Source organism: Paenibacillus sp. JT22N7 (assembly GCF_059383875.1).
In genome coordinates this window covers 764,789-786,447 of record NZ_JBXENY010000002.1, presented here as the reverse complement: position 1 = coordinate 786,447, position 21,659 = coordinate 764,789, and the positions used below count along the sequence as shown (strand labels likewise).

The window sequence follows — 21,659 nt, the reverse complement described above, 5'->3', positions numbered from 1 at the left end:
GCCCTCCTCCTTCGTCTCTAATAGAGCGCAATGCGGTCGATTTGCATCGTCTCTTCCACATCAAGCAGGCCAAAATGATATTCCCAATAAATTTCGGTCACAAACCGTACAGGCAGAAATAGCCGCCGCACCAGCTCAATTCGCGCCTCGACTGCCTCCGTCCGCTTCTGCCCGACGTAAAACACCAGCTCGTCCTTCTCCTCGCAATTCACATATATCGTCGAGCGCTTGAACAGCTTGCGCATCGTATCCTTCAATAGATAAACCGCCTCGCCTGTCTCATAAAGCCGCAGCAGATTGGCCGCAATAACCTCCCGCTCGTCGCGGGTGAACAGCGTCAGCCCATGCTTCACCTCGTCGCCGAACAGGCCGTCCTCAATATCCCGCAAAATAAACCGGATATAATATTCCCTCAGGTTCATCCCCTGCGATAAATCCACATCGGCGAGAAAGTGCATCATAATATCGAACAGCGCCACTCTCAGCTCTGCGCATTCCTCGTAATCCAAATCAAACATGCCGTCAAAAATATCGGTAAAACGGTAATCCGCATTAACCTCAATGTCCCGATCCACAAGCGTCGCATTCAGATCGGGCAAGCTCAGCTCCATATAAGGCGAATACACTTTGGCCGGCGTAAAATAAAGCCCTTTCCGCGCAAGCCCCTTCTGCTCGGTTTTGATGACTAAATCCCATACGTAGTTCAAGCCCATTCTCCTTCACAGCTGTATTCCGGAAAATGCATTTGAATTTCAGATACCATAAAACTCATCACATCATTCAGCACAAAATCAGCTCCAGCCTGCGTCGCCCCGCGCCCCCGAAAGGTCAGCTTCAGCCGCTTCTTGCCCGATTCCGAGCGAATATTATCGCTGATGAAAGGATTCATCCCATACGTCTGCCCGCTGCGGCCGAGCGGCTTGCCATCTACCTCGGCGCTTGCCAGCTCCAGTGCATCCGCGGCCTCGAAGGAATGCACGAGACGCATCAGCTCGCTGACTGCGCGCACCGCCACCGACTGCTGGCGGGCATATTTTCCAATAAAGCCTTCACGCTTGCGGTTGGAGAACAGTGGATAATCAAGCTTGCCAACCTGCGACATAATAGGCTGGGTCAGCTTCCAGACACTCCATACGCCGGATGCCTCCTTCGGGCTGACGACCGTCAAATCCTCGGCGGAACGCTTGATGTAGCGGACATCCTGCTCATCGGCGTCTACCAGGTAGCCGTGACCCGCTCCAGTCTTGTGCAAGGACAGCACATGCTCGTAATTGATGCGGTCCGCAGCCGGAACCGGAAAGCCGCTGTTGCGAATTTCCAGACGCTCAATGTTCCATAGCGGCACAATATCCGGTTTTTTAAAGCGCTCATACTGCTCCAGATCGACGCTAATTTCTACAATCTCCTCGTCTTCCTCCGGAATGCGGTCGCTTCCGGTCAGCACGAGATCAATAAACTTATAGGCGTAAGGATGATTTAGTGTCTTCCACGCTATGCCATTTTTTTGAAAAACATCATACAGCCGCTCGATCTCGCCCGTATACGTCTGGCTCCGCTCCACGCGGGCGCTTATTGCATAGCTCCCCCGATTCGTTTCCATCTTCCCTTGAAAAATACGGCGCCGTGCCAGCAGCTCATTCAGCTCGGGATAGCTGCATTCCATAAACACTGTCAGCAGCTTGCACTCCTGCTTGCGGCTTAGGCCTGCAATAATGTCATGCAGCGGAATTTCCGGCTGTTTGGCGTCTCCCGGCAGCATCGGATACAAAAAATCATGGATCGGATCGATATCCTCCCGCGCGCAGACGGTGACGAAAATATCATTTTTGTCGTCACCGGCTCCCAGCTCTCCGAAGATGCGCTGCTCCAGCTCGCGGTTCATCTTCTCCTGATAATCGACGACCCCGTTGAACATGCTGGTCATGAGCTGCTTTAATATTTTTCGCTGCTCCAAATCCTCCATCCGGCTAAGCCGATCCTGTATGATATCCTTCATTCCGTTCTCCCTCCCTGCTGGCTGCTGTGCTTTGCTTTGGCTTAGCTATTGCAGCTAGCCCGTTGTATTCGCCTGCTCCGTTGCTTCCAGATCTGACGACACCGAAGTAGGCGTTGGCGTTGCCGCCGGGGTAGTTGCCACCGTACCGCCGCTCGTTCCCGCTCCGCTTCCGGCTGACGAACCCGCATCGGCAGTGCTATTCGCGGTGCCGCCTGCACCGCTAGCATCTGCGCCGCTGCCGCTTGCTCCGCTATTGTTGCCCGCGCTGCTGCTCGCATTGCCGCTGCCCGAGCTGCTTCCGCCAGCGTCACTATTCGCTTCGCTGCCGCTTCCCGTTCCGGCACTGCCCGCTCCGCCACCATCCCCCGTGCCGGCATCGCCGCCCGCTGCCGGGCTAGGCATCGGGTTCAGCTTATCCTCCGCCTTGCCGATGCTGCGCTCCAGCTTGAGCACCGGCTCCAGCACCGCGATTTCCTGATAAATCGCCTGTGCCTGCGTATAAGCGTCAATCGCCGCCTCATAATTGCCGGCGGCAAAGCTGCGGTCGCCGCGCTTCTCCAAATTCTCGGCCTTCAGCAGCTTCTGCTCCTTCACAAGCTCGGCAATTTTCGCCTCGGCTTCATCCAGCTTCGTCTTGATTTCCTTCTCGCCTTCCACAAACCCCACATTAAGCGCAGCCTTGCGCGCCTGCTTGTAGAGCAGCACCGCTGCCGAATAATCCTGCCCTTCGGCCTTCAAATCCGCCTCCTGCACAATCGCGGCGATGCGGACATATTCATCGATCTGGCTTATTTTCTGATCCAGCTCCTGCTGGTCGTAGAGCCCGTCGTTTTTCGTCTCTTCCTTCGCCTTCTTGTATTGCGTCAGCGCCTTCTCGTAATCGCCCTCCTTCAGAAACCCGTCTCCGGCGACGATTAGATCGACCTTCTTGTATTTCACGCCATACAAGGCGATATGTACTTTATCCTTAAGCTTCTTCGCTTCAGCGCGGGCTTCGCTGTACGATTTCAGCGCCTGCGCATAATTGCGCTCCTCGACGTAGGTGTCGCCCGTCTGTTCATATTCCAGCATATTGGCAAGACTTTCCGCCATCCGCGCCGCAGTCCGGCTTTTATAATAAATAGCGAAGCCGGCCGCAATGATGACCGGAATCATCACCAGCGCAATCCGCTTCACCCATTTGCTCCATTTTTTCTTGTCTTCCTTGTACACTTTATCTATGTAGACAGCGGCCGCCGTATAATTGCCAATGACTGGCTGCTGCTTGCTGAGCAGCACTTCCTCAAGCGTATCGACGAGCGCGGTCGGGTCCTCTGTATCCTCCAGCGAATCCAGCATTTCAGGAACGTCCACGCTTTCCCACATGCCGGGCGTAACGAGCAGCAGCACATCGCCGTCATTTAGCGCCGTCTTTTTCGAAATAAACGGCTCTAAGCCTTCCGGCTTGCCGACGTATTGCAGCAAATTGTGGCGCTCCTCGTGACGATCCACCTTATAGGCGGAAATGCTTTCGCGATCGGCCATCGCCTGTGCTAAAGACAAATCCTTGCTTTGCCCAATCAGTCTACCACCGCGAAAATGGTACAACCGCGCGTTACCCGCTACCGCCCATACGATGCGGGTATAATCCGTAACGACCATAATTAAGCTCACCTTCAGCCGTACGCGCCGGCTTTCGAGGCGAAGCCAATCCTGCGCTTCCTGCAAATAAGACTCCAGCTTGCGCTTTGACATTGTCGGCCTATGCGTGAAGTTTTCAAGCAGGCATTGCACTGCCATTTCGGCGCTGCGGACCTCGACATCGTTATCGCAGCCATCCGCGACAATCCAGCAGGCTCTGTCATCCAGCTCGACGTAAGCAAAATAATCCCGATTTTCCATAAACGTCCCTGCCTCCGACAGGAAATCCGTTTTGAAGCTGCTGTTTTCCTTTCTCATCTGTACCTCCGCATCCTTGTCGCTTGCCGCCGATCACCAGACCTCCAGCACAATGACGGTGGCATTATCCTGATTGACCAAACGTTTTTTCTCGATCGCTTCAATCATGTATTCGGCTGCTTCATGGGGGCTCTGGCTTTTTTTCAGCGCCTCCTCCATTTCCACCTCCGACAAGGTATTGTATAGACCGTCGCTGCACAGCAGCACTTTATCGCCCTGCCGCAGCTCGAAAGGCTTCTCGCCGATTTCCATCTCCTGATAGCCCTCATAGCCTAAATAGTTAATGAGCTGCTTGCGCTGAGGATTCGCCAGTGCTTCCTCCTTGGAAATCTCGCCGGACAAATAACGTTCCTCCAGCAGCGTTGCATACGTATGCTTCTGGTTAACCGGGATGAAATCGCCATTTCGGTAGATGAGCAAAATGCTGTCGCCCACCGCGCCCCAATACAGCTTCAGGCCGCGCATTACCGCAACGACCAGCGTCGTCCCGCCGCTTGCACCGCCCAGCTGCCGCAAAATTTCACTATTGGCAAGCCTCGCTGCCTTAGAAATAAAAGGGACGATCTCCTTCTCAGCGGAGACATTCATAAATTGCCGCATAAAAGTTGTGACCGCCACCGTACTTGCCATCCGGCCGTTGGAAAGGCCGCTTATCCCATCGGCCAGCACCGCTACAACCCCTTGCGGCGTCTCGGCACTGGCAAAATAATCATCCTGTTCATTTCTTGCGCCAATCGTCTGGCCGTTGCCAATTGGCAGCTCCTGTACGGAATGCGCGGGCTCCGCTTCCGCCAGGCTGTTTACAAGCAGGCGCCGCCGAATGAGCAGCAGCGCTGCTATAACAGCCAGAAAAGCCAGCAATATAATGACCGGAGGAATATCCATCAGCCTCATCATAATCATCGGCTTAACCTGAACTGTCTTCCCATTCAAAATGGGCGCCGCACAGCGGAATGAAAATAAATTTGCTATGGCCAAGCTGGATGACATCGTAGGAGGTCAGCTCGACAGGGGAATAAACCGCTTCATTGTTGTGGTAGGCAAGACCGGAAGCATCGCCCGGAAGCAAATAAAAATTGCGTTTTTTCGGGTCGTAGACGATAACGGCATGATTGCGGCGGGAGACGGTGTTATCCCCAATAATGCGAATATGCATCTCTTCCGAGCGGCCGATAAAATTTTTCTCCGCCATAATGCGGTAATCTTGGCCAAGCTGCGGACCTTCAATGCAGACAAGCCAGCCCGTTACCGGATGAATTCCCTTCGTTTCGCCCAAATAAGGCATCGTCTTATCATCCGTCTCTGGCAGCTGGGCCGCCTTGCGATCGCCGCCCTTGGCTGCCGCAGGCTCGACGCTAATACTGCAATAAGGGCATAAATTGCCATGCTTTCTGGTGCTGAACATGTGGCCGTTCGGGCATCTTGTCAAACTCATCTAAGCTCTTCCCCCGTCTATTTAATCGTAAACACACGCCGCTGCCGCTGCTTCCACAGCTGCTTGCACGCGCGTCTCGCGGTATGTTCTTCGTTATGTACAGCTGCCTTTCGTTATTTAACGAGCAGCCTCGTATTCGCAATGACAATCAGATCGCCGCTATCTATGCGGTATGATTGTTCATTGTCAATTCTCGTAATGACGCTATTGTTGTACTTGCGCAATCCCACGCCGTTTGTCGAATCCAAATCCTCCAAATACCAAATGCCTTTAGAGTGGTTCAGCACCGCATGCTGCAGGCTGATAATCGACGCATATTCGGCATCAGAGAGGTCTACATCCACATCGCTGCGGCTTGAGCTTTTGCCGATTAATAGCGAGGTTTCTCCATCTATGTACCATTCCTTCAAACGCTCGCCCTCCTCGTCTATCATGACGAGCCGGGTAATCACTGCTGCCTTGCTTGCACTTTTCCATTGCGGCCTCCATTTGAAAGCCAGCCATACAACGATTAAAATTCCTGCGATTACGCCGGTTGCCCCTTGCAGCATTTTGTCTTCATTGATGAAGAAGGCATAATATAAAGCTTCAATAGCCAGAATGGCGATAATGATATCCAGGGCTATAATGCCTGCCGATCTGCCGCTCGGGTTACGACCTGAAACAGCCGTCGCCTTCACCGTCATTCCTCCGTTCTCCCGCTTCCTTGAACACTTGGCACCGCTTTATTTTTTGCCGAAAAAGCGATTGAATAAATCCGTCGTATCCAGCGGATTGCTTGGTTTGCCGCCAGGCTTCTCCGTCATGCCTTCCTTGCCCTGCGGCTTAAAGCCGAAAAACTGCTCGAATTGCTTCGACAGCGGTGTTCCATCGCCGCCCCCGCCTGCCATGCCAGCCATGCCAGCCATGCCCGCTGCTCCGCCAGCCGATTTCTTGCCCGCATTTGCGCCCATGCCCGCAGCGCTGCCTTTCGCCCCGCTTGCATGCCCTCTGCCGGAAAGCGACTCATCGTAGCTGCTCCGTTTATCCGGATCACCCAGTGTTTCGTAGGCTTTCTGAATTTCTTTGAATTTGCGCTCCGCATCTAAGCTGCCGCCATTCGTATCAGGATGATAGCGCTTGGCGAGCTTGCGATAAGCCTCCTTGATCGCTGCTGCGTCTGCCTCTTTCGGGACGCCTAAAACGTCATAATAGTTGTTCATTCGGCTCCCTCATCACTTTTCAAAATATGGGAAATACCCCTTTAATCAAATTCAAGAGGCATATATGCCTCTTGAATTTGCTAGCCTGCTCTATAGGAAACGGGTCCCGCGAGCGGGCACTGCCGAATTCAGGCCTTATAGCGGGTAACCGCCGTCGATAGCTGTAAATTCGGTTTTGTCTTTCTTTTGCTTGATGTACAGTTCGAAAGTGCCGACACCTTCTGTGTCGCCAAATCTTTCTGTGTAATCAACAACGAATGCGTTCGGGAAGTGGATTTTGCGAACCACTTGGTCAGCAGAAATAACTTCCAGTGTTACTTTGCGGTAGCTGTCTGCTTTTTCAGCAGGAACGAGCGACCAGTTAGCAAGTTTGAGCGTGTCGTCAAAAGCGTCGCCGTCTGTTGCTGTAATGATTTTGCCGCTGATGCGAAGCGTTGCGCCTACATCAGTGGAGCGTGCATTGGAATCATCCGGTGTATCTGTGTCATACTTTACGGTTTGGATGTTGTCCAAGCCCAGCTCGATTTTTTCTGCGCCTTCAATCGTCAACTTAAATCCCATATTAAAATTCCTCCTTGAAATGGTGTACCCGCAGGTGCTAGCGCCTGACGAGTTCTATATATGTTGAAAGGGGAGCGCCCGAAGGCGTTCTCCTTTAACACCCGATTGGGGACTTGCTTTAGTGGAAGCGTTACGCCTTAACCGGCGTCGTTCCTTTTGTAATCATCACTTCAAGGTTCTTCACATTGCCGTTGAACACGAGATCAATGTGGCAAAGATTGCTCTTCTCATCAATGATGAAGCTCATATCATCGCCATCGTGAATAATCGAGTTCGTATAGCCGCGCGAACCAAGCCATTTGCTTTTTTGGCTGCTTGGATTGTTGCTGAAGAACTTCACGATATTTTCATGCTTGAAGTCGCCCGTCTGGAAGCGGAGAATACGCTCAACATAAGTACTGACAAGCGTCTTATAGATGGAGTCGAATCCGTCCTCCGAGGTGGCAAGGCTTCTCGCTTTGTATACCGTAATGCGTCTGATGTCCTTCGCTTGCAGCTGCGCGTTCTCCGAGGAGAAAATAAAGCCGAAGTTTTTGCGATTAATCGCATCCTTGATATTGTTGGTGAAGCCGGAAATTTCCTTCGCCATCGTCGTCGGAACGCGAAGCGCATTGTCGCCTGCTTCAATGTCGAAGCGGACGCCTGGATATTCGCGGCTGACCGTTTTGTATTGGTCGCGCAAATATTCCGGACACTGATAAGCGGAAACAAGGCCGGCGGCAACATAAGCTGCGCCTACATAAACGCCTTCAATCCACAGGCGCAAAATGTCTTCCTTCTCCTGCGACAGTTGGACGCCATATTCGGTTTGCAGCATGCGGCTGTCAATGACAACGCCTGACTTGTCTTTCGGAATAATGGTGAAGTTCGGTACGGTAGGAATAGCGAATTCGCTGTAGGATTTGCGGGTCAGCACGCTGCATTTGTCCAAATACTTGTCGATGCCCGCAGTGGCAATGTTGCTGAAGGTCGTCTCTTCGCCCGTCTCGAAGCTGAAGAAAACTTGAATTTTGTATTCGCCCAGCACTTGCAGCAAAGAAGAAAGCGACTCCATGCTGTTGCCATCCTGCTTCACTACCTGCTCGTTGCCTTTGAAGCGTTCACGCGATACTTTTACTTTTCCGGCTGTTTCCAGCTCGACGGAAGGCACGATGCCGAACCAAATCGTATCGGAAAAATCATTTTTCGCATTCACGGTGTTCAGGTACGTTTCCAGCCTTGTAATGCTGCTGCTTTTCACCGTCATGTCGAGCTTATTGTTCGTAATAAGCAGGGACGGCGCCATACCTTTGTTTTTGCTTGTGTATTGGTCGAAAAACATTTTCACGCCCAAAATTTTCTCCACAAGCGGCTTAACCGTTTTGACGAAATCATCCTTCGCCGTTTTGTAAAATTCCAGGTACGTGTTGTAGTTTCTCACTTCTGTCGCTGTATCCACATCTGCTTGAACAGCTGGCAGCGGCGAGAACGTACGCACAACCAAATCCTTTACATAGGCCGACGGCGAATCCGTCACCGAACCGTAATCATCCGCGAACACTTCGGACAATGCGCTGCCGCTGCTCTCATCAAGCAGCATCAGCTCCTGGCTGTCGCTTTTCGGTGCTTCAATGATCTTCAGCTCGCCGCTTTCGCCGATCGTAAGCAAACCGATTTGCACCGCTTCGCTTGCATTTTCTTCCTGCGAGCCGCCAAGGAGCAGCCGCGTCTTAATATCCTCGATTGCGAGTGGAAGCATCGCCATAACATTGTTATAGTTCTTGCTTGCTTCCTCGAAGAGCACATTGAGCTTGTCGCCCATATCCAGCTGCTTCGGATCGCCATCGTCCAGCTTCTCGTACTGGCTGTACAAGTAATGGATTTCTTTACGCACTTGGCGAATATCGTCCATTACCTTCTTCGGGGAAATCATGTCGAGCAAATGCTCGAATTTGAAATCTACGTTGGAGATGCCTTGGCTGCGCTTCGCATCAATGAGCGTAAACAGCATTTTCAGAAAATCGTTGTGCTGGTCGATCTTGATTTCTGAAATTTGATCCTCGGCAAGCCCCTCCGGCTTCTTCAAGGAATAAACGACCTTCTGGTTCGCTGCGTTGAAAAAGGAATAGACGCTAGGCGAGAACTTGTCCAGAAACTCATCGAAGCTGCGAACGAGCAGGTTCGTATTCAGTTCCTTTACCTTGTCGTCGCTTAGGCTATCAATGCCTTTCACGTCGCCTACCAGCGTTATCAAGTCCAGTTTTTCGGGATTAATTTCCTCAAAAAGAATAGTTCGGTTCGTCTGATTAATAATGTCCATTAGGCATGGCGCATAATTTTAGGCTGAAACAAGCGTAAACAGCTAAACCGTCCACTGGCGGCAAAGCTATTTCTAGCAAAATCGGTGAAGATTCTACCTTTTTCAGCAAAAATAGCGCCCCTCCTTCCTGCAATAGGCTCGATCTTCATACAAATTATTACAAAGTTATACTTTACACCAATAATACTAAACACTCCAATCCTTGTTTGTCAATAAATACAATTTAGGACTTTTATACTTATTTACAATAATAAATAGAACTAAAGTCTCTATTTTTCGAAATCTATTACTAATTTTTAGATGGATTCCGATAACATTCTTAGGGTAATGCCCAAACAATGTAAATCACTTCGTTTTTCCCATAAGCCGCCCGCCCTATAAGCGCCTCCGCGCCGCCCTGTTCTTCCATATTCGATCAATTATTCAACCCATAAATAACTAGAAAGAAAGGGATTATACATACAATTATGATAAAAAAACCATTTATACGTTCTTTGTTATTTTTATGCATAGGCAGCTTATTGCTAAGTCTCTCTGTTTCCCTCCCACCTTCCGCCGCCGCGGAAGCTGCTCCACCTGCCAACCAATTTGATGCGATGTTTGTTCTTGATACAAGCTACTCCATGACGGAAACCGACCCAGGCAATACGTCTGCGGAAGTTATCCATATGCTGATGGATATGAGCGAGGCCGAGCGTACGCGCATCGGATACGTCGCCTACAACCATTCGATTGTGGACAGCCAGCCGCTAACGGATATGTCGGTCAAGGAGAAGCGCACCCGTTTGAAAAGCTCGATCGAGTCGCTGAAGCGCAAAGGCTATACCGATATCGGACTTGGCCTGCTCAAGGGGACGAATATGCTCGCCGAGCAGCGCAAGGAAGACAGCCAAGCCTATGTTGTGCTTTTGTCAGACGGGGCTACAGATCTCGGCATCTACTCCAGCAATCGCACGGTGCAGGATTCAGGGGAGGATGTAACCGCAGCAATCAATCTTGCGAAAAAAAATGGCTTCCCGATTTATACGATTGGGCTTAATCATGACGGCACGGTCAATAAAGCGGAGCTTGCCCGCATTGCAAAAGAAACCGGCGGCAAATCGTTTATGACGAGCAGCGCCGAGGATTTGCCGGAAATTTTCAATCAAATTTATGCTGATCAGGTGCAGTCGATTTTGCTCCCCGTTGCCGCTCTAACAGCGAAAGGCAGCTTGCAGGAAGTTCCGGTCACGATAGCGAACGGGAGCATGAGCGAGGCCAACATTATTCTCATTTCGGAGAAACCGATCAATGAGACGCAGCTCTTTTATCAATCGAGCAACATTCGGATGTACAATTCGAGCAAATATACGATTTTGAAAATTACGTCGCCGCTCAAAGGCACCTTTAACTTGAAATTCCGCGGCGTCTCAGGCGACTTGGTTAAAATTTATGTTTTGGCCAACTATGAGCTGAATGGTGAGGCAAAGCTGTCTTCTGATAAAGATATTGTGAAGGGCCTGCCTACACCGTTCGAAACACAGCTGTTCCATCCAGACGGCTCGCCGCTGGCAGATGCCGATTTTTATGCAACGGTCAAAGCGGTGCTTACGATTACTAACAAAGATACGAAAAAATCAGAGGAAATTCCGATGACTTTGACAGAGGATAAGCTGGAGGCTGGCTATAGCTTTCCGATCTCGGGCAATTACAGCTGGCGCGTGCGAATGGAAGGACCGGATTTTTACCGCGTTATGCCGGGCGGTCCGTTAACCGTTACTAATTTGCCTCCTGTGGAAGCAGGCGATGGCCGCATCAAGCTCAGCAAGGAAGATGGCGGCTCTGACATTGCGCTAAACACATTGTTCACGGATCCGAACAATGATCCCTTAACCTTCAAGCTTGCGTCTACTGCTGCTTCTAACCGTTATGATGCTGCTATTACAGCCGATGGCATTTTGCAGCTGGAGCCGCTCAAAACCGGAACGTCCGACTTGGTTATTGAAGCGGCAGATACGGAAGGCGGAACGCTGACGCGGACGATTAAAGTAGAAGTAACGTCCGTCTGGACGCTGTACCTTCAAATTGCAGTTAGTGTGCTGATACTCGCGATTATTGGAACGGTGCTTTATTTCGTCTTGCGTCCGAAGCCGCCTTTTGCCGGCAGACTGGAAGGCTTCTTCCTGAACACCGCGAGCGGCAATGAAATTCCGGTGACGTATTGGCCGCTGACTTCATTCCCGCAGCATTCCATTACGCTACAGCAGCTGTTCCATTCGCTTGATATTAATGAGCCGCTGCCTGAAGCAGCAGCAATTACCTTTTATGCAGGGAAAAAAGGAACGTTGTTCGTGAAGCATACGTCACGCTGCACGCTCGTACGCGGCAAAACCGCGCTGCGCAAAGACCGCAAAGAGCCGCTGCAATATGGCGACAAGCTGTATATTACGTTCGAGGACGGCATTACGGAGATTGAGCTGCGCTACAAGCCGATTAAGGCGAATACGAATATTTTTACAAGGCCGGATTGAGCTAGAGAATGAGGCTTTACCAATTGATTTTTATAATGAAGCTTATATAACAAGTTCCAAATGAAAAAGCGCCTAAGACAATTCGTTGTCGTAGACGCTTTTTCATGCTGCTGCTTTGCTAATTATAATAGAAGAAACGATGCTATTTTTGCCCGCTAAAGCTGCCTGTCCCGCTTCTTGCCAGCTGTTAACAGGCTTTCCCAGCGGAGTGCCATGGCGAACCAGCCGAGAGAGCGGCATCTTTTTTCCGGCGACATCGCAAGTCCCCAGTGGATCAGCTTATCGAAGGGAGCGCTAATGCGGCGATGGTTATACGATCTTACCGCAGCAAGGTTATCCTCGAACAGGCGCTGCCTGACATCCAGCGGCGCTTTCCCTGCAAAAATATAATAAAGCGTAGCCGCTAAACTATATATATCGGATACCGGCTCCTGCCGCGACGTTTCCGAATAAAACTCCAATGGCGAATAGCCGCTTGAAGTAAAAATAAGCTGCTTTCCAGGATGCCCATAAGGAATCGCCGAGCCAAAATCAATCAGCTTCACCCCGCCACCTTCGTCAATCATAATATTGCCCGGCTTTACATCGCGGTGAATGATGCCCTGATCATGCACATATTTCAGCGCGCCTACTACTCCACCAGCAATCGACAGCAGCTCTGGCTGCGCTCGGGTGACGTCCTCCTGCTGCAAATAATGCTCCAGCGTGAGGCCGCGGCAAAACTCCGTAACTAAATACGCCGTGCCATTTGCTTCTATATAATCCGTGTAGCCTACTATTTGCGGATGGCTCAGCTTCTTCAAAATAATCGCTTCCTGCGCAAAGACGCAAAGCAGCTCGCGAAATTTCTCGGCAAAGGCCGGGCCGCAGCCTACCGTTATATGATCCGCCTTTCGCCTCGCCAGCTGCTGGGGGAAAAACTCTTTAATGAGCTTCAGCTCGCCCGTCTCCGTCTGCCGCGCTTTATAGACAATGGAAAGCTCGCTTTGATGAATGGCCTGCTTCACCTGATAAACGTCGCCAATTCGCGTATTGCGAACTAACGCTTCCGTCGTTTTTTCCTGCTCCATAACCTCGTCCCCATCTTACAAAAGTTTTATTTCGCCTCTTATATATGTTATCGGCTGCGCATACAGTTATTGTCACAAGGAGAAGGAAATTTTCTATAAAAAAGAGCAGCCGATTAGCTGCTCCCTGTTTATCGCCTATAAGATGGCTTACTTCATTATTAATGAAGCTTTATTTCATTCATGATTTAAAAAATGGTTTAGCACTCGCCAGCTTCAGCAGGCTTGCCCGCGTCGGTCGCTGTGCGGAAGCTGCTTCCACAGCCGCATGTAGCGCTCGCATTCGGATTTTCGATCGTAAACCCTCCGCCCATAGCAGATTCCTTCCAATCGATCTCCAGGCCGTTCAGATAGCGCAGGCTGCTTTGGTCAACGACGACTCTCAGACCCGTCATATCCATTTCCTGATCGTCCGCGGACTGTTCATCATCAAAACCCATGCTGTAGGAAAAGCCGCTGCAGCCGCCTTCCTTCACACCGATGCGCAGGAACATTTCCGGAGTTCCCTCCGATTCCAGCATTTCTTTTATTTTATCAGTTGCCGATTCACTGATTGTAATCATCATTCATTACCTCCCTGCAAAATACGATTCTAATGCATGCTTATACGTCTAGTATACTCCTCTTCACGAAACAGCTCAAGAGTCCTTTGCCCGCTTTCATATATGGCAAAGCTATGACTTAATAGTTGCCGCTGCAACAATAGAGGTTTATAATAATGTCATCTCAAGCGTAAACGACTGATGCTATACTTAACCAGTAAAGCTTCGTTGCGCGTAGAAATATAAGCCTGACATAAACGAATCACTTATACCAGTCTTATATTTTTAACAAAATCGGATCAGCAAGTTATTTTTTTCACAATTAGCCCAATCAGTACCGACAGTGATGTCCTTATCTGAGGTTGACCCGATTGTGGCTGACGATCGCATTCGCCGGCCTTTATGTCTTTTTAATAGCAATACCACTTGGAAAAAATGAAGGAGGATGCCGATATGTTTATCGCGGTACCTACAGAACAGAAGCGCATGCAGGAAATTATTGACAAAGTTCGAAATGGGCAACGGCTGACGCTGGAGGATGGCGTATTTCTCTATGAGTCAGACGATTTGCTGACGATTGGCCAACTCGCGAACGAAGCGAATTTGCGCAAAAATGGCAATAAGGTTTATTTTATTGAAAATATGAGCCTTTATTTCACGAATGTATGTGAAGCGCATTGCGCATTTTGCAACTTCCGCAAAGATGAAGGCGAGCCTGGCTCCTACACGCTGACTGGGGAGCAAATGATTGAATACGTCGAGCAGCATATTCACCCGGGCGTACGCGAATTCCACATTGTTGGCGGTCATAACCAGCATGTGCCTTTTCAATATTATGTCGATTCTCTAAAAGCTTTGCATAAGAAATATCCAGATGTCACGCTGAAAGCTTATACAGCGGCGGAAATTGATTTTTTCTCGCGGATTAGCGGCTTGACGTATAAAGAAGTGCTGCAGGAATTGATGAATGCAGGACTGAAATCCCTGACAGGCGGCGGTGCCGAAATTTTATCTGACCAATACCGCAAAAAAATGCGCGTAACGAAAGCCGACGTGTCGCAGTATCTTGATGTTCACCGCACGGCGCACAACCTAGGGTTAAAAACACATACAACGATGCTGTACGGCTCCATTGAGAGCAAAGAGGACCGCGTAAGGCATATGATTCAAATCCGCGAGCTGCAGGATGAAACAAATGGCTTCTTGGTATTCATTCCTTTGTCCATGCAGCCGATAAATCCTAAAGCGGGCATTAGACGCCGCAACTCCGCTTTCGAGGATTTAAAGACGATCGCGATTAGCCGTCTCATGCTCGATAACTTCCAGCATATCAAAGCTTATTTTATAAATATTGGCACACAGCTGACGCAAGTCGCACTGACGATGGGCGCTTCCGATGCTCACGGTACAATTGTGAAGGAGCGCATTAGCCACGCCGCAGGCGCACTTACGCCAGAAGGCATTACTCGTGAGGATTTGATTTGGCTGATTAAAGGTGCAGGACGCGTTCCGGTTGAACGCGATACCTTCTACAACGAAGTTAAGGTTTATGAGTAATCATCTGACCAATCACATATATTAAGGCGTGTATGCATAGCGCAGGACTGGCTTCCGGTTTACATGCACACCCTTGCAGCATCCATGACTGATCAGATTAATAATAATGCGGGGTTGAGGCGTAAATGAGAAAATTAGTTATTTTAGGAGGCGGCTACGGCGGCCTCGCCATTGTTGAAGAACTGATCGAGAAGCATATTCCACTGGATGTGTCTATCGTTCTTATTGACCGCATGCCGTTTCAAGGCCTGAAGACAGAATATTATGCTCTAGCTGCCGGTACCGTGTCCGACCTTGAGCTGCGCGTCAAGTTCCCGGTGGACTCGCGAGTCAGTACCGTATATGGCGAAGTTGACAATCTTGATCTTGAAAATAAGCTGGTCTATCTGGAGCAGCAAGACCCGATCTCTTACGATTGGCTCGTCATTGGCCTTGGCTGTACGGACAAATACCATGGCATTGAAGGAGCAGAGACGTTCTCTACGAGCATTCAAACGTTTTCTGCGGCACGCAAAACGTATCAGCAGCTTAATGACGTCAAGCCTTATGGACAGGTGTCAATCGTAGGCGGCGGACTCAGCGGCGTTGAAGTAGCTGCCGAGCTGCGCGAGAGCCGTCCCGATTTGAACATTCGCATTATTGACCGCGGTGCAGGCGTCATGTCCGCTTTTCCAGGCAAGCTGCAATTGTTCGTCGCGGAATGGTTTAAAGGCCATGAAGTGGAAATGCTCGGCAATGTTTCCCTTTCCAAGCTTGAGCAGGGCGTCCTGCACGATCATAATTCCAGCAAGCCGCTGCTGAGCGATGTAACGGTATGGACGGCAGGCATACAGCCGGTGCCGATCGTACAGCGTCTGGATTTGCCGAAGGATAATCAAGGACGGCTAATTATTGATGAGCATCATCAGCTTCCTTCCCACAGCGGCGTATTCATTGTCGGAGATTGTGCTGCACTGCCCTTCTCCCCAAGCGGACAGGCGGCTGGCGCGCAAGGCAAACAAATTGCTGAAGTGATGCAGGCCATTTGGCATGACAAAACGCCCCGGCTTGGCAAAATCAAGCTCAAGGGCGTTCTCGGTTCGCTCGGCAAAAAGAGCGGCTTCGGCATTATGGGCGGCACACCGCTTATGGGCCGTGTACCACGCCTCGTAAAAAGCGGCATTTTATGGCGGTCCAAGCGGCACTTCGGTTAAAGATCGTCCAGCAGCTTGTCTAGTGCGTCACGATCGGTCTCTTGGCGAATAATAGCTTCATGAATTTTGCCATATAATTCATCAATGGTATCGGCGGCGACAATTTCCCCCTCGACGAGGGCAAACGGCTTTAAGTAGCATTCGCCGCAGTTGCCGAGACAGCCATATTCTGTAATTTCGTAGAGATCTTCTTGCTCAAATTTCTGCATAATGTCCACGGTTCCATGGTGGGCATTGCTTGTACAATATTCAATCATTGTCTTAAACATAAGCTTTACACCTTACCTTGCTGTAGGTATCCATTTTCAATTGCACGACTTTGTACTATAATAAGACAGAAAGGAGATGATTGCAATGAGTGAACAAGCACAAAGCACAATGTACGATGAAGTATTGGACGTACTGGATAAATTGCGTCCGTTCCTGCAGCGCGATGGAGGAGACGTTGAGCTCGTAGACGTTGAGGACGGCATCATTAAGCTTCGCCTGATGGGTGCATGCGGCAGCTGCCCAAGCTCCACCATCACGCTGAAAGCTGGTATTGAGCGCGCACTGCTTGAAGAGGTTGAGGGCGTAGTCGAAGTCGTTCAAGTATTCTAAGCGTACACTAAAGCAAAGCTATAGCGAAAGCCCGGTGTCCTCAGAGGACAACCGGGCTTTCGTTCTTTGCATGTACTATTCATGTTCTATTCAGCTGCGGGCAAGCACTTGCATCTATTTTATTCACAGTCCTTTAATATTAGGTCGAATCGGATCAAATCCGCCCGTCACATTAATAATATTCCCCGTTAAAAAATCCGACCGCCGTTCGCATAGAAAGGTGATCACCCGTGCAACATCTTCCCCTGTTCCGGGTCTGCCAAGCGGCGATTCCTCATCCTCCTGGCCTTCGACCTCTGCAATCGTCCGTTCCTTGTTCGCTCCGCGAATATCGCCAGGCCCAATCATGTTGACGGTAATGCCATGAGCAGCTTCTTCAACGGCAAGCGATTTCGTAAAGGAGACGAGTCCGGTTTTGGCTGCCGCATATACTGCTCGGTGGGGCCATGACCGTGCTTCACCCGCGTGTCCAAAGCCGAAATGAATGATCCTTCCCCAGCCACGGCTGCGCATGCCTGAAAGCAGCTTATGATCGAGCAGCATAACGCTGAGCAAATTGCTGTTAAGCATGTCCGATATAGCGGCAAAATCATAATCGGCAAACAGCCGCCGCTCCCTAACAAACGGTCCCGCATTGTTGACCAAAATATCAATGCCGCCTCTCCAGCTTGCCGCTTCATCGGCCAGCTTCGTCGCGCCTTCCGGCGTTGAAAGATCCGCCTGCACAATGGTAGCGCTTACGCCGAGTTGTTCGATCTCTTTTTTCGTTTGCTGGGCTTCCTGTTCGCTCTTAAAATAATTAATGACGATATGACTTCCCTGCTGCGCAAGCTGCAATGCGGTTCTTTTGCCAAGCCCTTTGGCGCTTCCTGTGACAAGCGCCGTTTTCCCGTTCAACTCCAATTGTGCTTCCTCCTTGCGATTACGAATCGACTATCTTTTTCGTATATAACCGCAAGCGTACTGGAACGTAAGATATAATGTGTCGGTCACCATTGCTACTCCAGCCGCCAGGTCCTGTGACTGCGCCATGATGTTTTCAAGCTTTACTTCGAGTCCATAGCCTTTATGGCTTTGAACAAGATCATCGAGCATTTCAGAATTCATATAATGGATTTCGGCATTGCGCCGTTTCCTCAGGCGGGCCATTGGCTCCTGCGTTAAGCCTTTGACCTCATCAAGTCCACCTGTCAGCGTCCGATGGACACCGCGATCCCGCATATTCCGCAGCACCGTAAAATAGGAAAAATGCGGTTTAATCCGCTCTGTCTTCATGGCGAGCAAATCGTTGAGCAAAATGCCTATTTTATCGAGCAAAGCAAATACGCGAATGAAAGCATTTTTGTCAAAATAAACATAACGCTGATACATAAGGTACTCATCAGATTGCATTTGGCTGACTGAGCTGGATTTGATTTTCTGCTTGAAGCGAATGGTTGCATAATGGCTTTGCTCCAGCTCATTCAAGGAAGAAATCAAACCGCGCGTCCATATCTCATACGTCCGAAGCTTATGATCCACATCCTTGCCCGCCTCTACCTTGCCCTGAAGCTGCGATATAAACTGCTCCATTAAACGCACCGTCTCACCGTGTCGTCCCTCTAATGCCCGCTCTGGCTCGTCAAACAGAAATCGCAACATCGTGTGCCTCCGTCCCTTCCCCTGGCTATCTAGCGCCTTCCCGCAGCCTCCAAGAACGCACCAACATATCCATTATAACGCCGAATAGTGCACTAACAATGAGATTATGCAATAAATTTGTAAAAACAAACCAGTTTGAATTTGTAATCGTCAATGTGAGCAGAGCCCCGCTTAACACTTGCGTCAGCACGAGAATGAGCGCAAGCTTAGCCATTGGTGCAAGTCCCTTATTTGCTCCGCTTTTCCTGCGAATGTGCACGAATACGCCAGCAATTGCAAGAGACAATATAACTGCACCTATCCGATGGATGAATACGATCGTCTCGGCACCTTCAAAATCAGGAATGACTTTCCCGTTGCAAAGCGGCCAGTCCAGACAGCCGCCACCGGAATCCGTATGACGAATATAAGCGCCTAAATAAATAACAACATAAATGTATACCGCTAGCCCCAAGAGCCGTGGAAAAAACGATCTTGGCACTGAAAACTCGACTGCTTGTCCATCACGATTGCGATATGCCCAAAAGACGAGCAGCAGCGTCGAGGCGAATGCCATAAGCGATATGCCAAAATGAATCGCCATTACCCATGGCGATTGCGGCCATTTGACAGCAGCAGCGCCCATCAAAGCTTGCAGGATGGTGAAAAACAAGGAGCTGCTTGCGAAAACGAGCGGCTGCTTGAAGGCGATTTTGTCGCGTTTAAACAAAAGAAACGATGCAATAAACATGCCCACGACCAAAATTCCTTCAATACCCGTTGTAAGCCTGTGCGTGTATTCGATAAGCGATTCTAATGTATAAGCAGGTATAAATTTCCCATGGCATAATGGCCAGTCATCTCCACAGCCTCTGCCAGCCTCCATGTTCGTCACCAGTGCACCGTTCAGCAGTATGATAAGCATGCCTACAGATGTTGCAACTGAAAATTTGCGAAAACGGCTTGAAACCATTCGTACAATCACCTTTTTTCGTTTGAATTACCACTCATTATAGCCATAAAATATGCCAAAAGCCATGTTGAAAATGTGACACTTGTCCATCAAAGCTCTAATTATGATGCTTCTGTGACCATAAAAAAATCCGTGCGACGGCGCCGCACGGACTTTGCAAATTGTGCTTATTGGTTTTCCGCCAAAGCATCGCTTACTTGCAAGGCGCGATCGACAAACTGTTCGATCTCCTCACGCGACTTCCGAAGCTTATTGACGAACCGCACAACTTCCTGGCCTTTGCGAAAAGCAAGGAAGCTTGGAATGCCGAGAATGTTCAGCTCGGAGGACAGATCCGGCAAATCATCGCGGTCGATTTCATAAAAAACAGCTTTGCCCGCATATTGCTGTTCAAGCTCCGGCATAAACGGCTCAATGTAATGGCAGTCTTTGCACCAAGTTGTTTTGAATACGATAACCGTCAATTCATCGGCCTGTACAGCTTCCCGAAAGGAAGCATCAGTCGTTAATTTAATCATTTGTTCCTTCCTCCTTCTTATCCAACTTCACGTTCAATGACTAAATATTTCTCTGTATCATAATAAGATTCCCATTTCAAAGATGCGCCAAGCGACTTTGCAAGGTTGCGGGCAGGAACATAAACCGCACCTCTTACCGTAGTTGCCGGATACGACCATTTCACCGACTTGCCATTCACAATGGCGGTATCGCTGCCATTTTTCACTGTAATCGTCGTATCAGTCGCCTTGTCAAATAGCGTCAGCTGCTTCGTCTTCTTGTTGTAAGAAATCGTAGCTCCAAGCTGCTCCGCCACATCGCGCAAAGGCACAAGCGTAATATTCGTAGGGGTTATGATCGGCGGATTGCCATAATCCTGTGTATATAACGTAGCCGTCTGGACACCTACATGGAACGTATTTTTGAGCAGATCATAAGCATATGAGCTTTTATCAAACCATTGCAGTGTTTCATAGCCGTTCAGGTCGTACATATCATCCAAATTAATGGCATTTTCGCTCACGACTGGAGCTTCCGCCTTCACCGCTTCGTTCACATTCCATTTTTGGCTTTCGGAGCGAATGACGATGCTCATTTGCGTCTCAGGCTCGGTATCGCCAAGCGTAATGGTTGCCTCGACTACTTGCTTGCGAATGTCCAGCTTGCTGTCCACATAAACATCTGTCTTGAGCGATGTATTCTTGTTGAAGAAAGATTCCAGGAAATAGCCGTCCTCCTCTTCCTCCAACGCTTGCAGCTCCTCCTGCAAGTATGCAAGCTCTTCTGCAAGGCTGTCTGCCATTTCTTTAATCGTATCCTCTTGTGTAGGGCCATCAAGCACAACCGGTTGGTCAAAAGGATTTACTTCTCCGATCGCTTCCCATACTTCTGGATGACTGGAAAGCACTTCAACGAAGCCTTTAACCATATTGTCCAGTCCCGCACGATCGTTTACGAGAACATCGACATATTTTTTAATCCAAGTCCAAATAGCCGGACCATCCAGCTCCGTATGAACTTTCATCAAGGATACCGATTGGCCATTAATCGATTCCTGCACCGCATTTACAGAAATTTGATCGGGATTAGGCAAATTATTAATAAAATAGCCGCTTATGGCATCGATCACTTCTTTGCCCAGCTCTACGAGCGAAGCGTCTGCCGGACCACCCGTTACGGACTGTCCAATCGCGCCGGAAACGCCCATTAACGAAGGCAAGCCGGCTTCACTCATATCCAGAGCAAAGGGCTGCTTCGCCCCTTCAATTTCTACGACCGCCGTTGTATCGGACATTTTGAGTGAAAAGCCAATGGAAATCGTGTCAGCCAGCAGAAGCTTACCGCTGTAAGATACATGTGTGTCGTCCTGTACCTTGATGTTTGTAAGCTCAAGCTTTGCGCTGTTGATCAATTTCATAATCGCCAATTCATCTTCGTCCATGTATTCAAGGTCTTCCTCGCTCAAATTCAATTGCAGAGACAACGTCTGCTCGCCCTCATAAGAAGTAACCTTAAGCGAGTTCGTAATCGCCTTATTTAGATCGACACCGCTAATAGCCTGACAGCCTGCGACAAACACAAGCACCAATGCCAGCAGCAGGGCGCCCCCTTTTTTTATGCTCCCCAGCTTTTTCAATGTACGTGACCCCTCTCGCCAACAAAATAAAA

General features: G+C 49.6%; 21 protein-coding genes. 4 read left to right on the top strand and 17 right to left on the bottom strand.

Annotation, left to right across the window (positions count from 1 at the left end):
* Positions 1–17: 17 nt before the first annotated feature.
* From AC50Y5_RS08265 to AC50Y5_RS08225, 9 genes are all read right to left on the bottom strand, one after another.
* Entirely contained in the window at positions 18–713 is a 696-nt protein-coding gene (locus AC50Y5_RS08265) for a hypothetical protein (protein ID WP_056039312.1), read from the bottom strand.
* The gene (locus tag AC50Y5_RS08260) at positions 704–1,996 is read right to left on the bottom strand and encodes a normocyte-binding protein (RefSeq protein WP_494859678.1); all 1,293 of its coding nucleotides are present in this window, start codon (positions 1,994–1,996) and stop codon (positions 704–706) included. Before AC50Y5_RS08260 ends, AC50Y5_RS08265 begins: the two co-directional genes overlap by 10 nt.
* A 54-nt stretch (positions 1,997–2,050) precedes the next feature.
* The gene (locus AC50Y5_RS08255; protein ID WP_494859676.1) at positions 2,051–3,934 is read right to left on the bottom strand and encodes a PP2C family protein-serine/threonine phosphatase; all 1,884 of its coding nucleotides are present in this window, start codon (positions 3,932–3,934) and stop codon (positions 2,051–2,053) included.
* Positions 3,935–3,967: 33 nt separating this feature from the next.
* Positions 3,968–4,837: a PP2C family protein-serine/threonine phosphatase gene (locus tag AC50Y5_RS08250; RefSeq protein WP_494859750.1), complete on the bottom strand. Its 870-nt coding sequence runs from the start codon at positions 4,835–4,837 to the stop codon at positions 3,968–3,970.
* A gap of 4 nt (positions 4,838–4,841) precedes the next feature.
* A complete protein-coding gene (locus AC50Y5_RS08245) occupies positions 4,842–5,369 on the bottom strand; it encodes an FHA domain-containing protein (protein WP_494859674.1) in 528 nt (175 codons plus the stop codon).
* A 113-nt stretch (positions 5,370–5,482) separates the two neighbouring features.
* Positions 5,483–6,055 carry an FHA domain-containing protein gene (locus tag AC50Y5_RS08240; RefSeq protein WP_099516651.1) on the bottom strand — a complete coding sequence of 191 codons (573 nt, stop codon included), beginning with the start codon at positions 6,053–6,055 and terminating at the stop codon, positions 5,483–5,485.
* Positions 6,056–6,094: 39 nt separating this feature from the next.
* Positions 6,095–6,571 (bottom strand): J domain-containing protein, encoded by a 477-nt coding sequence (locus tag AC50Y5_RS08235; RefSeq protein ID WP_494859672.1) that lies wholly within the window; start codon positions 6,569–6,571, stop codon positions 6,095–6,097.
* A 135-nt stretch (positions 6,572–6,706) separates the two neighbouring features.
* Positions 6,707–7,132 carry a hypothetical protein gene (locus AC50Y5_RS08230; protein ID WP_056039302.1) on the bottom strand — a complete coding sequence of 142 codons (426 nt, stop codon included), beginning with the start codon at positions 7,130–7,132 and terminating at the stop codon, positions 6,707–6,709.
* Between the two features lie 130 nt (positions 7,133–7,262).
* Positions 7,263–9,431: a transcriptional regulator gene (locus AC50Y5_RS08225; RefSeq protein ID WP_099516653.1), complete on the bottom strand. Its 2,169-nt coding sequence runs from the start codon at positions 9,429–9,431 to the stop codon at positions 7,263–7,265.
* A gap of 467 nt (positions 9,432–9,898) precedes the next feature.
* Here AC50Y5_RS08225 and AC50Y5_RS08220 point away from each other — a divergent pair, with 467 nt between their 5' ends.
* Positions 9,899–11,941, top strand: a complete 2,043-nt coding sequence (locus AC50Y5_RS08220; RefSeq protein WP_494859669.1) for a vWA domain-containing protein — start codon at positions 9,899–9,901, stop codon at positions 11,939–11,941.
* A 155-nt stretch (positions 11,942–12,096) separates the two neighbouring features.
* Here AC50Y5_RS08220 and AC50Y5_RS08215 read toward each other — a convergent pair whose 3' ends face one another.
* Both AC50Y5_RS08215 and AC50Y5_RS08210 read right to left on the bottom strand, forming a co-directional pair.
* A complete protein-coding gene (locus AC50Y5_RS08215; RefSeq protein ID WP_494859667.1) occupies positions 12,097–13,011 on the bottom strand; it encodes a serine/threonine protein kinase in 915 nt (304 codons plus the stop codon).
* Between the two features lie 197 nt (positions 13,012–13,208).
* Positions 13,209–13,571, bottom strand: a complete 363-nt coding sequence (locus AC50Y5_RS08210; RefSeq protein ID WP_056039292.1) for a HesB/IscA family protein — start codon at positions 13,569–13,571, stop codon at positions 13,209–13,211.
* Between the two features lie 432 nt (positions 13,572–14,003).
* Between AC50Y5_RS08210 and mqnE the strand changes: the two genes are divergently transcribed.
* Together mqnE and AC50Y5_RS08200 are read left to right on the top strand one after the other, a co-directional pair.
* Positions 14,004–15,107 (top strand): aminofutalosine synthase MqnE, encoded by a 1,104-nt coding sequence (mqnE, locus tag AC50Y5_RS08205; protein WP_494859665.1) that lies wholly within the window; start codon positions 14,004–14,006, stop codon positions 15,105–15,107.
* A gap of 125 nt (positions 15,108–15,232) precedes the next feature.
* Positions 15,233–16,300 (top strand): NAD(P)/FAD-dependent oxidoreductase, encoded by a 1,068-nt coding sequence (locus AC50Y5_RS08200; RefSeq protein WP_056039286.1) that lies wholly within the window; start codon positions 15,233–15,235, stop codon positions 16,298–16,300.
* On the opposite strand, the gene AC50Y5_RS08195 is transcribed toward AC50Y5_RS08200, so the two are convergent.
* Positions 16,297–16,569, bottom strand: a complete 273-nt coding sequence (locus tag AC50Y5_RS08195; RefSeq protein ID WP_056039283.1) for a YuzB family protein — start codon at positions 16,567–16,569, stop codon at positions 16,297–16,299. The two genes, AC50Y5_RS08200 and AC50Y5_RS08195, sit on opposite strands and share 4 nt — an antisense overlap.
* A gap of 85 nt (positions 16,570–16,654) precedes the next feature.
* Between AC50Y5_RS08195 and AC50Y5_RS08190 the strand changes: the two genes are divergently transcribed.
* Positions 16,655–16,900 carry a NifU family protein gene (locus tag AC50Y5_RS08190; RefSeq protein WP_046228577.1) on the top strand — a complete coding sequence of 82 codons (246 nt, stop codon included), beginning with the start codon at positions 16,655–16,657 and terminating at the stop codon, positions 16,898–16,900.
* A gap of 123 nt (positions 16,901–17,023) precedes the next feature.
* Here AC50Y5_RS08190 and AC50Y5_RS08185 read toward each other — a convergent pair whose 3' ends face one another.
* The 5 genes from AC50Y5_RS08185 to AC50Y5_RS08165 form a co-directional block, all read right to left on the bottom strand.
* Positions 17,024–17,797 (bottom strand): SDR family oxidoreductase, encoded by a 774-nt coding sequence (locus tag AC50Y5_RS08185; RefSeq protein ID WP_494859748.1) that lies wholly within the window; start codon positions 17,795–17,797, stop codon positions 17,024–17,026.
* 36 nt (positions 17,798–17,833) lie between these two features.
* A complete protein-coding gene (locus tag AC50Y5_RS08180; protein ID WP_056039277.1) occupies positions 17,834–18,541 on the bottom strand; it encodes a Cthe_2314 family HEPN domain-containing protein in 708 nt (235 codons plus the stop codon).
* 25 nt (positions 18,542–18,566) lie between these two features.
* Positions 18,567–19,493, bottom strand: a complete 927-nt coding sequence (locus tag AC50Y5_RS08175; protein ID WP_056039274.1) for a COX15/CtaA family protein — start codon at positions 19,491–19,493, stop codon at positions 18,567–18,569.
* 167 nt (positions 19,494–19,660) lie between these two features.
* Positions 19,661–20,011, bottom strand: coding sequence for a thioredoxin family protein (locus AC50Y5_RS08170; protein ID WP_494859661.1), 351 nt, complete (start codon positions 20,009–20,011; stop codon positions 19,661–19,663).
* Between the two features lie 17 nt (positions 20,012–20,028).
* Positions 20,029–21,627: a copper amine oxidase N-terminal domain-containing protein gene (locus tag AC50Y5_RS08165; RefSeq protein ID WP_494859659.1), complete on the bottom strand. Its 1,599-nt coding sequence runs from the start codon at positions 21,625–21,627 to the stop codon at positions 20,029–20,031.
* Positions 21,628–21,659 lie beyond the last annotated feature (32 nt).